Here is a 12,870-nt window from a genome sequence, read left to right as displayed (position 1 = left end):
GCAGAACAGCCCGCGAGCACGCCGGATCGGGCCCGCGCCGCTCCCTACGCTCGACGCATGGTGGACAGCCTCGGACGCGCAGGGCAGCGCTCGTGATCGGCGGCGAGCAGTCGGTCGACCTCGGCGTGGACGCCGAACGGCTCTGGGCCTACATGACGACGTACGAGAACTGGGCCGAGTACGTCATCGGCTTCCAGGAGCTGAAGGTCGTCGACGAGACGCGGACGATCTGGACGCTGCGCGGCGACGTCGGCATCCTGTCGCGCGCGGTCGAGATCCAGGTCGACCGGGTCGAGCAGGTCGACGGCGAGATCTCCCGGTTCGAGCTCACCGGGCTCACCGAGCGGCTCACCGGCACCGGCTCGTTCCGTGTCGAGCCCTTGGCCGACGACGGCGCCGGCATGGCTCCGGGGGACGCGAGCACCGCGCCGGCCGCAGCTGACCCCGTCGTGACCCGGCCGTCCCGCTGGCAGCGGTTCTGGTTCCGCGTCGTCTCGCGACTGATCGGCCGCAAGCGTCCGACACCGCCGGCGAGCGCACCGCCCGCACCGGCCGCACCGGCCGCACCGGCCGCACCGGCCGCACCGGCCGCACCGGCCGCGACCACGCCGCCGACCGGTGAGGGCAGCCGGCTCACGTTCACGCTGCACGTCAGCCCGGGCGGGCCGATGGCCCCGATGGTCGAGATGCTCATGGCCCCGCTGCTCCAGCCGGCCGCGGACGACATCTGCGCCCGGATCCGTCACGCGCTGGGAGGCACGTATGCAGACCACTGATGTCGTCGTCGTGGGGTCCGGGGCGTCCGGCCTGACCGCCGCCCTGGTCGCCGCCGCCGAGGGACTGCGGGTGACGGTCCTGGAGAAGGCGCCGGTGTTCGGCGGCACCAGCGTGGTCTCGGGCGGGTCGATCTGGGCGCCGGCGAACCGGTGGTTCGCGGCCGAGGGCGGCAAGGACAGCCTGGACGACGCCCTCGTGTACTTGAAGGAGATCACGCTCGGACGGGTCGACGAGTCGCTGCTGACGGCGTTCCTCGACGCCGTCAACCCGATGCTGGACCTCGTCGCCGGTCACGCCGGCATCGAGTTCGAGGCCAACCACGAGCACCCGGACTACCAGCCGGGCCTGCCCGGCGCGCTGCCCGGCGGCCGCACGATCCAGCAGGGCCTGTTCGACACCACGCTGCTCGGCGACCTGAAGCCGAAGCTGCGCGCGGCGCACAGCGGCGTCCCCGTGAAGCGGCTCGAGGTCGACGAGTGGGGGCAGGACACCATCGACCGCTGGGACTGGGCGCTCATCGCCGACCGCGTCTCGAAGGGCATGGTCGGCATGGGCGCGGCGCTGGTCGGCAGCCTGCTGCACGGCTGCCTGAAGCTCGGCGTCGACGTCCACGCGGACAGCCCCGTCACCGAGCTCGTGCAGGACGGGACCGGCCGGGTCACCGGCGTCGTCGCGACCGTCGACGGCGAGACCGTGACCATCGCGGCCACCCGCGGCGTCGTCCTGGCCTCCGGCGGGTTCGAGTGGAACCGCGAGCTCGTCGACCAGTTCCTCGGCAAGCCCATGCACCACCCGGCCAGCCCGCCGTCGAACACCGGCGACGGCCTGCTCATGGCGATGGCCGCCGGCGCGCGCCTGGGCAACATGAGCGAGGCCTGGTGGACGCCGACCGTCCACGCCAAGGGCGACACCTACGACGGCGAGCCGCTCTACCGGCCGACCAGCAGCCTGCGCGCGCTGCCCGGCGGCATCATGGTCGACCGCGACGGGCGCCGCTTCGTCGACGAGGCGATGAACTACAACGACCTCGGCAAGGCGCTGGGCACGTTCGACCCCGGCCACTACCGCTATGCCCACCAGCCCTGCTGGCTCATCTTCGACCAGCGCTTCCGCGACTCGTACTCCGTCGCGACGGTGACGCCGGACGCGCCGACCCCCGCCTGGATGCCGACGGCGGACACCCTCGACGAGCTGGCCGTCCTGGTCGGCATCGACCGGCAGGGACTGGCCGCGCAGATCGCCGAGTACAACGAGCACGCCGCCGCCGGCGCCGACCCGGTCTTCCACCGCGGCGAGTCCGCCTACGACGCCTACCGCGGCGACGCGCGCGTGACGCCGCACCGCAACGTCCGCCCGCTGGGCGACGGGCCGTACTACGCCGTCGAGATCCACCTCGGCGCGCTCGGCACCAAGGGCGGCCCGGTCACCGACGCCACCGGCAACGTGCAGCGGGCGCTCGGCGGGGCGATCCCCGGCCTCTACGCCTGCGGCAACGCCGCGGCCAGCGCGTTCGGCCCGGGCTACCCGGGAGCCGGCGCGACCCTGGCCGCCGGCATGACCTTCGGCTACCTCAGCGCCCGTGCGCTGGCGTCCACGGGGAGCGCGTCGTGACGAGCACGACGGCGAGCGGAATCGGCGCGGCCTTCGACGCGCAGGGGGTCGCCGGGTACGTCGCCGGCCGGACCTGGCGGCTGGCCATCGGCGGCGAGCTCGTCGACGCGGCGTCCGGGCGGACCTATCCGACGTTCGACCCGAGCACGCGGACGCTGCTCGCGCACGTGCCCGACGGCGACGCCGCCGACGTCGAGCGGGCCTACCGGGCCGCGGCCGCCGCCCAGGAGCAGTGGGCCGAGACGGCGCCGCGGCAACGCGCCCGGCTGCTGCGCGACCTCGCGGCGCTGGTCGACGAGCACGCGCTGGAGCTGGCCGCGCTGGACGCCGTCGACCTCGGCAGCCCGCTGCGCTCGATGCTGCTCGACGTCGAGCGGGCGACGGACTCGCTGCGGCTGTTCGCCGACTGGTCGCTGCAGCTCACCGGCGAGGTCGTGCCGGCGTCGGCGGAGCACCTGCACTACACCCGGCGCGAGCCGTTCGGCGTCGTCGGGCGGATCCTGCCGTTCAACCACCCGTTGATGTTCGCCGCAGGGAAGGCCGCCGCGCCGCTGCTCGCCGGGAACGCGCTGATCATCAAGCCGGCGCACCAGACGCCGCTGTCGGCGCTGCGCTTCGGCGAGCTGGCGCAGCAGGTGCTGCCGGCGGGCCTGGTCAACGTCGTCAGCGGGCAGGGCCCCGAGACCGGCGCGGCGCTCGTCACGCACCCGCGGATCCGCCGGCTCGCGTTCATCGGCAGCGAGCGGACCGGGCGCCTCGTCCAGGCCGCCGCCGCCGCTGCCGCCGTCAAGCAGGTCAGTCTCGAGCTCGGCGGCAAGAACGCCATGCTGGTGTTCCCCGATGCAGACCTCGCGGCCGCCGCCCGCAGCGCCGTCACCGGCATGAACCTCGAGGCCAGCACCGGCCAGTCGTGCGGGTCGACGTCGCGGCTGCTGCTGCACGCGAGCATCGCCGATCAGGTGCTGCCCGCGGTGGTTGACGCGTTTCAAGCGCTGCGGGTCGGGCCCGCCCTGGACGAGGCGACGGAGGTCGGGCCGCTGGTCTCCGAGCAGCAGCAGGAGAAGGTCCGCGGCCTGGTCGACGACGCCGTGGCGGCCGGCGCCGTCCTCGAGTGCGGGGGGACGACGGCGTCAGCCGCGGCTCCCACCGAGGCCGGGTTCTACTACCCGCCGACGGTGCTGTCCGCCGTCGACCCGGCCATGCGGATCGCCCGCGAGGAGGCGTTCGGGCCGGTCCTGACGGTGTTCACCTTCCAGACCGAGGCGGAGGCCGTCGCGCTGGCGAACGACCTCGACTACGGCCTCACCGCGAGCGTCTGGACCAGCGACATCAATCGCGCGCACCGGCTCGCGCACGACCTCGAGGCCGGGTTCGTCTGGATCAACGGGTCGTCGCAGCATTTCCCGGGCGTGCCGTACGGCGGCGTCAAGGCATCGGGCATCGGGCGCGAGGAGTGCCTCGACGAGCTGCTGAGCTTCACGCAGGTCAAGTCCGTGAACGTGATGGGAGCACTCGCCCGGCGATAGGCACCACATCGAGCTCGAGGAGGAGTGCGATGGTCCAGGACGTGCAGGCGGCCCCGCGGCCGGGGCGGTCGCCGCGGACGCCGCGGACGCCACGGTCGCCCGGGGGAGCGGGCCGGCTCGCGGCGAGGCTGAGCGGCCGGCTGGGTCAGCTGGTGATCGTGCTGCTGATCGTCAGCTTCGGGACGTTCATGCTCTCGGCGCTGCTGCCCGGCGACCCCGCGGTGGCGATCCTCGGCGAGGACCAGCCGCCGGAGGCCTACGAGCAGGTGCGCCAGCAGCTCGGGCTCGACCAGCCGCTGCTGACGCGGTACTTCGACTGGCTCGGCTCGGTCGTGCGGTTCGACTTCGGCACCTCGCTGATCCCGCCGCACCAGGAGGTGGCCGACCAGCTGCGCGCCGCGTTCCCGGTGAGCCTGCAGCTGGCCGTCATGGCGCTGCTGCTGGCACTCGTGATCTCGATCCCGCTGGCCATGCTGTCGGCGTACCGGCCGGGCGGGTTCCTGGACCGGCTGATCAGCGCCGGGACGTTCGCGATCCTGGCGGTCCCGAGCTTCGTCGCCGGCCTGCTGCTCATCGCCGTCGCCGTCAACCAGCTCGGGCTGTTTCCGCGCGCGCACTGGGTGCGGATCAGCGACTCGGTGCCGGACAACCTGTACCACGCGTTCCTGCCGGTGCTGACGATCGCGCTGCTGGAGATCCCGGCGTTCACGCGGGTACTGCGCGGTGACCTGGTGACGACGCTGCAGGAGGACTTCGTCCTGGCGTCGCGGGCCAAGGGGATGCCGTCGTGGCGGATCATGCTCTTCGACGCGTTCCGGCCGTCGTCCTACGCGATGATCACGATCATCGGGCTCAGCCTCGCCCAGCTCATCGGCAGCACCGTCATCGTCGAGGTCCTGTTCGCGCTGCCCGGCATGGGGTCGCTCGTCGTCGACGCCGCCGGCCAAGGCGACCTGCCGGTCGTCCAGGGAGCGGTCCTCGTGATCGCCTTCACCTACGTCGTGATCAACACCGCCGTGGATGCCGCCTACAGCATCGTCGACCCGAGGATCCGCCGTGGCCAGAGTTGACCAGGAGATCGTGCCGGCCGTGGTGCCGGCCGAGCCGGCCGCCCCCACCGCCCGCCGGCTCGGCCGGCGCCGCCCTTCCCGCCCTCGCCGCAGTGTGGACGTGCTGGCCTGGGCCTGCGGCGTCTGGCTGCTCGTCCTCACGCTGGCGGCGATCCTCGCGCCGCTGCTGCCGATCGGCGAGCACGAGGACTCCGCGCTCACCCTCGCCGAGCCGATCTACGCAAGGCCCGACCTGGGCTCGTCGCACCCGCTGGGCACCAACGCGCTCGGCCTGGACCTGCTGGCCCGGGTCATCTACGGCGCCCGCATCTCGCTGACCGTCTGCACGGCCGCCGTCCTCATCGGCATGACGGTCGGCGGGCTGATCGGCATCACCGCCGGGTACCTGCGCGGCAAGGTCGACGTCGTCGTCGGGATCGTCACCAACTCGCTGCTCGCCGTCCCGACGCTCATCATGCTGATCGCGCTGGCCAGCGTGCTGCGCCCGACGCCGTTCACCATGGCGATCGCGCTGGCGCTGGTGGCGACGCCGGGCATGATCCGGGTCGCGCGGGCCAACACCCTGGCGCTCGCCCAGCGTGAGTACGTCACCGTCGCCCGGGCCCTCGGCGCGCGCCGCAGCCGGATCATCGTCCGCGAGCTGCTGCCCAACGTCGCGCTCTCGATCATCCCGCTCGGCATGATCTACATCTCCGCGCTGATCGTCGCCGAGGCGTCGCTGAGCTTCCTCGGCATCGGCATCCAGGCACCGCGCCCGACCTGGGGCAACATGATCTCCGAGGGCCAGGCCGGCGTCATGGAGCAGCACCCGTTCCTGGTCGTCGTCCCGGCCGTGGCGCTGTTCCTCACCGTCTTCTCCTTCAACCTCATCGGCGAGCGGCTGCGCGGCCGGTGGGACACCAGGCAGGTGAAGCTGTGACGACGACAACCCTCCTGCGGGTCCGCGACCTGCACACCGTCTTCCACACGCCGCGCGGTGACGTCCCCGCGGTCGACGGCGTGAGCTTCGAGCTGGCGGCCGGGCAGACGCTGGGCCTCGTGGGCGAGTCCGGGTCCGGCAAGTCCGTGCTCGGGCGGACGATCATGGGCCTGGTCACGCCGTCGCGCACCGTCGACGTGCACGGCGCCGTCGAGCTCGAGGGCGAGGACCTGCTGCGGGCGCCGGCCAAGCGGCGGCGGGCGCTGCTGGGCGCCGAGATCGCGATGGTCTTCCAGGACCCGCTGAGTTCGCTGAACCCGGTCAAGCGGATCGGCGTGCACCTCACTGAAACGTTGCGACGGCACCAGCGCCTGGACCGCGCGCAGGCCAGGCAGCGGGCGATCGAGCTGCTCGACACCGTCCGCATCCCCGAGGCCGCCCGCCGGTTCGACCAGTACCCGCACGAGCTGTCCGGCGGCATGCGCCAGCGGGTGATGATCGCGATGGCGCTGTCGTGCGACCCCAAGCTGCTCATCGCCGACGAGCCGACGACGGCGCTGGACGTCACCGTGCAGCGGCAGGTGCTCGACCTGCTCACGATTCTCTGCGAGGAGCGGCGCATGGCGGCCGTCCTCATCAGCCACGACCTCGGCGTCGTCGCCGGGCGTAGCGACCGCGTCGCCGTCATGTACGGCGGGCGGATCGTCGAGAGCGCGGCCGCGCTGGCCTTCTTCGGCGGGCAGCGCCACCCTTATGCGCGCGGCCTGCTGGCGTCGCTGCCGCGGCTGGACGGGCCGGCGCATATGGTGCTGTCGACCATCCCGGGCCGTCCGCCGGACCTCGCCCGCTGGACCGGCGGCTGCCACTTCGCGCCGCGCTGCCTCCACGCCGCCGACGACTGCCGCGCGACGGCGCCACCGTTGGTCACGTCGGGCGACGGGCGCGAGCTGGCCTGCTATCACCCGGTGGGAGCGGAAGCTTCAGCTGACGCCGTCGTCGCCGGATCGAGGGGAGAGGGCTGATGGCTGGAACCGGGACCGCGCACCTGCGCGAGCACGACGCGCGGCTGACCGTCGAGGACCTGGTGGTGGAGTTCCGCACCAAGGGCGGGCACACCGTGCGGGCGGTGTCGGGCGTGAGCTTCGACGTGCTGCCCGGCGAGACGCTGGGGATCGTCGGCGAGTCCGGCTGCGGCAAGTCGTCCGTCGCGCGCGCCGTCATGCACCTGCCGGCGCCGGTGTCGGGACGGGTCCGGCTGGGCTCGGTATCGCTCGGGGAGCTGGACGCCGGCGCGCTGCGCCGCAGCCGGGTCGCCATGCAGATCGTGTTCCAGGACCCCGTCTCGTCGCTCAACCCCCGCCGCAAGGTGAAGGACCTGGTGCAGGAGGGCGCGTCGATCTGGGGGCAGGGATCGGCGTCCTCGCGTTCGGCTGCGGCCCGGTCGGTCCTGGACGCCGTAGGCCTCGATCCCGACGTCGTCTGGAACCGCCGCCCGCACGAGCTCTCCGGCGGCCAGTGCCAGCGGGTGTCCATCGCCCGCGCCCTCGTCATGGAGCCCGAGCTGCTCATCTGCGACGAGATCCTGGCCAGCCTCGACGTGTCGGTGCAGGCGCAGCTGCTCAACCTGCTGCGCACGGCCAAGGGCGAGCGGCGGCTGAGCATGCTGTTCATCGCGCACGACCTGGCGGCGGTGAAGAACATCAGCGACCGCGTGCTCGTCATGTACCTCGGCAAGGTGTGCGAGGTCCTGGACGTCGGTGTGCTGGACCGGCCGGTGACGCACCATCCGTACACGCGGCTGCTGCTCGAGTCGGTGCCCGTCGTGAGTGCGAGCCGGGTGGCGCCGGTCCGCGGGTCGGCCGCTGCGCAGGATCTCCCGTCGCCGATCGACCCGCCGAGCGGCTGCCGGTTCCGCACGAGGTGCCCGTTGGCGACCGACCGCTGCGCGGCGGAGGAACCCGTCCTGGAGGCCAAGGCCGACGGCCAGTTCGTCGCCTGCCACGAGGTTCCCTGACGGACCGCCCGCTGTTCATGAGGCTTGACGTTTTCATAACCTGCAACATATATTGCATGTTATGAAAATGTCGGCGCCATCCCTGCTTCCGCTGCTGCGGACGCAGACCCAGGGTGTGCTGCTGGCTTGGCTCTATCTTCACCCGGAGGAACGGCACTCGCTCACCGATCTGGCGCGCCGGCTCGGCGTGAGCGTCAGCACGATTCATCGCGAGGCCGATCGGCTGGTCGAGGCCGGTTTGCTGACCGACTCGCATGTCGGGCGGAGCCGGCTCGTCCAGGCACGCACCGACACCGCCGTCTTCCAGCCGCTCGCCGACCTGCTGGCAGTCACCTACGGCCCGATTCCGGTGCTGACAGGCCTGCTCAGTGGTTTCCCCGGCGTTCTCCGAGCCTACGTCTACGGGTCCTGGGCAGCCCGCTACCAGGGCCATGGCGGAGAACCGCCGAACGACGTCGACGTCCTGGTGGTCGGAACGCCGGATCGCGACGATCTGTACGACGTCGCGGCGGCAGCACGCCAGCAGTTGGGGCGCGAGGTCAACATACGGCAGATCTCGGCAGAGGTCTGGGACGACCCGGAGCCCGCGGGGTTCGTCGCGACGGTCAGGTCGCGGCCGATCGTCGAACTCGACGTACGGGAGAGCGCACCGGCATGAGATGGCCACGGGGCGAGGCGACCATCGAGCAGATGATGAGCGCGGGAGAACTGGAACGCGTGCGGCCGGACGAGGCCCATGTGGCCGCGTTGCTCACGACCGCCCGGGCTCACCTGGCGTCCGCGGAACTGCTCCGCGAGACCGATCCCGCCGGGGCGTACGGCCTGATGTACGACGCCGCGAGGAAGTCGATGACGGCGATTCTGGCCAACCAGGGTCTGCGCGCCACCACTCGCGGCGGGCACATCGCCGTCTATCAGGCCGTCTCCGCACAGCTCGATCCCCCGCTCGGGAAGATCGTGCGGCCGTTCAACCGGATGCGCGCGCGCCGCAACGATGTCGAGTACCCGTCGCCCGAGCGTCCCGCGGTTACGCCTGACGAGGTGGCCGAGGATCTCGAGAAGGCGGCCGCGATCGTCGAGATGGCCGAGAAGGCGATTCCCGGGATGGGCGTCTACTAGAGCCGGAGGCACGGGGTTCACGGGCCGCGGCGGCGCATGATCGTCAGGACTCCCGCGAGGACGGCGGCAGCGGACGCCGCGACCGCGGACATCACGAAGACCACGACGAAGGCGTCCTCGCTGGGGAAGGTGCCGTCCGCCGTCGTCACCACGAGCAGCGTCAGCACCGCCGCCACGACGGCCGAGCCGAGCGAGGTCCCAACCGAACGCAGTAGTGAGTTGATGCCGTTCGCCGACGCCGTCTGGTGCACCGGCACCGCGCTCATCACCAAAGCGGGCATCGCGGCGAACGTCAGCGCCGTCCCGACCGCGACCAGGCAGGCGCCGGCCACGACCTGCCACGGGTGCCGGTCCAGCGCGATCCGGGCGAGGTAGGTCGCGGCCATCACCACGCAGCCGCACAGCAGCACGGCCTCCGCGCCGTAGCGCCGGATCAGCGCGGCCGCCACCGGGGCGAGCGCGCCGAACACCGCCGCGACCGGCGCCATCACCAGCCCGGTCTCGACGACGTCGAGGGCCTGGCCGTAGCCGGTGCTCCGCGGCATCTGCAGGAACTGGGTCGTGCTCAGCAGGTTCACGAACATCGCGAACCCGACCAGGGTCGACGCGACGTTGACGACGACGATGCGCGGCTGCAGCAGGGTCCGCAGATCGACGACGGGGTTCGGGGCGCGCCGCTCGACCGGCACCCACGCAGCGAACACGACCACCGCCCCGACCACACACGACACCGTCGCCCACGACGTCCAGCCCCAGTCCGCGCCCTTGGTGATCGCGAGCAGCGCCGCCGTCAGAGCCGCCCCGAGCATCAGCGCGCCCAGCAGGTCGAAGCTCGGCCGCGCCCGCACGACCGACCGTGGCAGCGTCAGCGGCACCAGGACGAGCAGCACCACCCCGAGAAAGCCCGACAGCCAGAACATCAGGTGCCAGTCGTACGACCGCGCCACCAGTCCGGCCAGCGGCAGCCCCGCGCCCGACCCGATCGCGAGCGTCGCCGACAGCAGCGCGACGCCGAACGGCAGCCGCCGTGGCGGCAGGATGTCGCGCATCAGCGCGATGCCGATGGGGATCGTCGCGACGCCGATGCCCTGCAGGGCCCGGGCCACGATGGCCGGCCCGATGTGCGTGCTCAGCGCGCCCACCACGGACCCCACCACGGCGCAGCACAGGCAGCCCATGATCAGCAGCCGCTTGCCGTAGGTGTCGGCCAGCTGGCCGGCCACCGGGGTCGCGACGGCGCCGGCGATCAGCGTCGCCGTGACCAGCCACGAAGCGGCCGTCGGCGTCGTCGACAACAGGTCCGGCAGTTCGGGCAGGAGCGGCACGACGAACGTCTGCTGCATGGCGGTGAGGACACCGGTGAGGCACAGCACCGCGATGGCCACCCCGGCACGGCGGGGCGGCGCAGAGGCGGGCTCCAAGTCAGAGCACCGACAACCGGCGCGGCCCGGCCGCCACCCCACCCGCCGCCCCGGCCGCCACCCCGGCCGAAGCGCCACCGGCCAGCGACGCCTCCACAGCGCGCGCCGTGCGGGTCAGCTCGTCGGCGATGCCGGGGATGAGCGCGTCGGGGCAGCGCAGGATCGGGATCCCGGTCGCGACGGCGGCAACCGGCCGGCCGGCGTGGTCGCGCAGGGCGACGCCGACGCCGATGAGGCCGCGTTCGCTCTCCTCGTCGTTGACGGAGTAGCCGAGCCGCCGGATCGCTGCCAGCTGGCGCTGCAGCGCGCCCAGGTCGCAGGGACCGGGGCCGTAGGTGTGCGGCAGCCCGCGCGGGTAGAGGGCGGCCAGCTCGGCCGGCTGCAGCCCGGCCAGGATCGCCTTGCCCGCGGCGGTGCAGTGGGCCAGCATCGACAGCCCGGCGCGGGACGCGACGTGGACCTGGTGCCGCCGGGGCGACTCGACGCCGTCGACGAACACGACGGCGGTGCCCTCGAGCCGGGCGAGGTGCACGGTCTCGCCGATGCGCCGGCCCAGCTCGACCAGGGGGAGCCGGGCGGCGTCGATGATGTCCTCGGTGGCGGCGCGGTGCCGGTCGCCGCGCAGCGCCCAGCCGCGCTGGTAGGTCCGGCGGGCGTTCTGCTCCGCGAAACCGTGGTGGACGAGCATCGTCATGAGGCGATGCGCCGTGGATGGAGCGACGCCGAGGGTGCGGGCGGCGTCGGTGACGCGGAGCTCGTCGGAGTCCTGCAGCAGGTGGATCAGGCGCAGGGCGTTACCGACCGATTCGATGGGATACGCGACACTGTGCTCCATGACCGGAGTATGGCCATCCGGGGCGTTCCACGTCAGTATCGTGTCCAGAATTTCTGGCTATTAGAAACCGCTGCCACCCGTAGAACCGCGTTCTTCCTGCGGCAACCAGTCGTCCCGCACGCTGGGACGACGCAGCGATTCTGCGGATCAGAATCCCTCGCGACGCCCGCCGGGCGAGGTCGGGCCGGACCCTAGGCTCGACCGCGGGTCGAGAGTGCCGGCCGCTCCAGGCGCCGATCGCACCGCGACCCCCGCGGACATCCCCGCGGACCGCTCCGCGCTCGACGACGACGCGGCCGGCCGACCGAGCGGCCGGCGGGAAAGGGGACCGACGTGACCGACGAACCCACCGAATTCCGGGGCTGGGTGCGACACCAGGACGTGTTCGAGATCCGGGACCTGCGGCTCACGCCGCGGCGCCCGACCGACGTCGTCATCCGCAACCTGGCGGCCCAGGCCTGCTACACGATCGTCTCCAACGTCGCGGACCTGCCGAGCCACCACGACCGCGCGCGCAGCCCGGGCCACGGCGCCATGGGCGTCGTCGTCGAGGTCGGCCCGCAGGTGCGCCGGGTCAAGGTGGGCGACAAGGTCATCACGCCGGTCTCGCCGGTGTGCGGCACCTGTTACAGCTGCCTGCGCGGCGAGTATCACTGCTGCGGCCACAAGAACGACATCGACTTCGCCCGCCCGGACAACCCGGCGTTCGCGACGATGGACGACGGCACCCCCGTCTGGCAGGACCACACCGGCGGCTTCGCCGAGCTGGCCGTCTGCCCGGAGCCCTGGGTCATCCCGGTCAACGAGTCGACGCTGTCCAACGTCGAGCTCGCGACGCTGGCCTGCTCGTCCGGCCCCGGCTGGGCGTTCGGGCTCATCGGCGCCCGGGTCGAGATCGCGTCGACGGTGGCCGTGCTGGGCGCCGGCCCGCTGGGGCTCTCGCTCATCCAGGCCGCCAAGATGGCCGGCGCGCGGCTCATCATCGCCGCCGAGCGCATCCCGCACCGCATCGAGGCCGCACAGAAGGCCGGCGCGCACGTCGTCATCGACACCGAGAAGGACGGCGACACGCTGGTCGAGCAGATCCGCGAGCTGTGCCGGCCGGTCACGGACAACCCGGCGGCCGGCGGCAAGCAGTACGACGGTTACTACGACGGCAACGGGGCCGACATCATCTTCGAGGCGGCCGGCCTGACGTTCGGCACGCCCACCACGGGCACCCCGGCCGACGACACCGGCGCGCGCCTGGTCACCCAGGGATTCCAGGCCACCCGCCGTGGCGGCTACTTCGTCCACACCGGGATCATCAAGCCGACCAGCGACCCCGAGGTGTGGGGCCCGGCGCCCGGGCCGTTCGACTACCACGGCCGGCGCTACCTGTCGGCGGCGTACGGCGGCGCGAACGCGCTGCGGGACATCCCGCGGCTGGCGTCGCTGATCGAGAACGGGTACCTCGACGCGCAGTCGCTCGTGGACCCGGTGCTGCCGTTCGAGCGCGGCGACGAGGCGCTGTGGACGTCGCTCAACCGCGACAAGCTCCTCCCGATCATCACCTACGAGAACTGATCCAGCGCGGTT

General features: G+C 72.5%; 12 protein-coding genes. 10 read left to right on the top strand and 2 right to left on the bottom strand.

What is annotated here, in order from left to right; genetic code table 11:
• The first annotated feature begins 92 nt into the window (after nt 1-92).
• The 9 genes from HD601_RS23260 to HD601_RS23220 all read left to right on the top strand — a co-directional run bounded on the left by HD601_RS23260 (nt 93) and on the right by HD601_RS23220 (nt 9,036).
• Entirely contained in the window at nt 93-776 is a 684-nt protein-coding gene (locus HD601_RS23260) for an SRPBCC family protein (protein WP_184825899.1), read from the top strand.
• The gene (locus HD601_RS23255; protein ID WP_184825897.1) at nt 763-2,388 is read left to right on the top strand and encodes an FAD-dependent oxidoreductase; all 1,626 of its coding nucleotides are present in this window, start codon (nt 763-765) and stop codon (nt 2,386-2,388) included. The genes HD601_RS23260 and HD601_RS23255 overlap by 14 nt, the downstream gene beginning before the upstream one ends.
• Nucleotides 2,385-3,914, top strand: coding sequence for an aldehyde dehydrogenase family protein (locus HD601_RS23250; RefSeq protein ID WP_221441234.1), 1,530 nt, complete (start codon nt 2,385-2,387; stop codon nt 3,912-3,914). The genes HD601_RS23255 and HD601_RS23250 overlap by 4 nt, the downstream gene beginning before the upstream one ends.
• A 29-nt stretch (nt 3,915-3,943) precedes the next feature.
• Nucleotides 3,944-4,984 (top strand): ABC transporter permease, encoded by a 1,041-nt coding sequence (locus tag HD601_RS23245; protein WP_184825895.1) that lies wholly within the window; start codon nt 3,944-3,946, stop codon nt 4,982-4,984.
• Entirely contained in the window at nt 4,971-5,903 is a 933-nt protein-coding gene (locus tag HD601_RS35970) for an ABC transporter permease subunit (protein ID WP_221441233.1), read from the top strand. The genes HD601_RS23245 and HD601_RS35970 overlap by 14 nt, the downstream gene beginning before the upstream one ends.
• A complete protein-coding gene (locus HD601_RS23235; RefSeq protein WP_343076442.1) occupies nt 5,900-6,925 on the top strand; it encodes an ABC transporter ATP-binding protein in 1,026 nt (341 codons plus the stop codon). Before HD601_RS35970 ends, HD601_RS23235 begins: the two co-directional genes overlap by 4 nt.
• Nucleotides 6,925-7,917: an oligopeptide/dipeptide ABC transporter ATP-binding protein gene (locus HD601_RS23230; RefSeq protein ID WP_184825889.1), complete on the top strand. Its 993-nt coding sequence runs from the start codon at nt 6,925-6,927 to the stop codon at nt 7,915-7,917. Before HD601_RS23235 ends, HD601_RS23230 begins: the two co-directional genes overlap by 1 nt.
• A gap of 67 nt (nt 7,918-7,984) precedes the next feature.
• On the top strand, nt 7,985-8,575 hold the full coding sequence (locus HD601_RS23225) for a MarR family transcriptional regulator (RefSeq protein ID WP_221441232.1): 591 nt from the start codon (nt 7,985-7,987) through the stop codon (nt 8,573-8,575).
• Between the two features lie 32 nt (nt 8,576-8,607).
• Nucleotides 8,608-9,036, top strand: a complete 429-nt coding sequence (locus HD601_RS23220) for a HEPN domain-containing protein (RefSeq protein ID WP_221441231.1) — start codon at nt 8,608-8,610, stop codon at nt 9,034-9,036.
• Nucleotides 9,037-9,053: 17 nt separating this feature from the next.
• On the opposite strand, the gene HD601_RS23215 is transcribed toward HD601_RS23220, so the two are convergent.
• Both HD601_RS23215 and HD601_RS23210 read right to left on the bottom strand, forming a co-directional pair.
• A complete protein-coding gene (locus HD601_RS23215) occupies nt 9,054-10,457 on the bottom strand; it encodes an MFS transporter (RefSeq protein ID WP_184825882.1) in 1,404 nt (467 codons plus the stop codon).
• A gap of 1 nt (nt 10,458) precedes the next feature.
• Nucleotides 10,459-11,292 carry an IclR family transcriptional regulator gene (locus tag HD601_RS23210; RefSeq protein WP_184825880.1) on the bottom strand — a complete coding sequence of 278 codons (834 nt, stop codon included), beginning with the start codon at nt 11,290-11,292 and terminating at the stop codon, nt 10,459-10,461.
• 333 nt (nt 11,293-11,625) lie between these two features.
• On the opposite strand from HD601_RS23210, the gene HD601_RS23205 reads away from it, so the two are divergent.
• Nucleotides 11,626-12,858: an alcohol dehydrogenase catalytic domain-containing protein gene (locus tag HD601_RS23205; protein WP_184825878.1), complete on the top strand. Its 1,233-nt coding sequence runs from the start codon at nt 11,626-11,628 to the stop codon at nt 12,856-12,858.
• The last annotated feature ends 12 nt before the right edge of the window (nt 12,859-12,870 follow it).

The sequence above is a fragment of the Jiangella mangrovi genome (genome assembly GCF_014204975.1).
GTDB lineage: Bacteria > Actinomycetota > Actinomycetes > Jiangellales > Jiangellaceae > Jiangella > Jiangella mangrovi.
The sequence above is the reverse complement of the archived record's forward strand: the minus strand, read 5'-3'. Positions and strand labels throughout refer to the sequence as shown.

Bases quoted from the DNA above. Each gene is read 5' to 3' on its own strand.
- HD601_RS23255 (WP_184825897.1), top strand. From the start codon at position 763: ATGCAGACCACTGATGTCGTCGTCGTGGGGTCCGGGGCGTCCGGCCTG.
- HD601_RS23220 (WP_221441231.1), top strand. From the start codon at position 8,608: ATGATGAGCGCGGGAGAACTGGAACGCGTGCGGCCGGACGAGGCCCAT.
- HD601_RS23245 (WP_184825895.1), top strand. From the start codon at position 3,944: ATGGTCCAGGACGTGCAGGCGGCCCCGCGGCCGGGGCGGTCGCCGCGG.
- HD601_RS23210 (WP_184825880.1), bottom strand. From the start codon at position 11,292: ATGGAGCACAGTGTCGCGTATCCCATCGAATCGGTCGGTAACGCCCTG.
- HD601_RS23225 (WP_221441232.1), top strand. From the start codon at position 7,985: ATGTCGGCGCCATCCCTGCTTCCGCTGCTGCGGACGCAGACCCAGGGT.
- HD601_RS23230 (WP_184825889.1), top strand. From the start codon at position 6,925: ATGGCTGGAACCGGGACCGCGCACCTGCGCGAGCACGACGCGCGGCTG.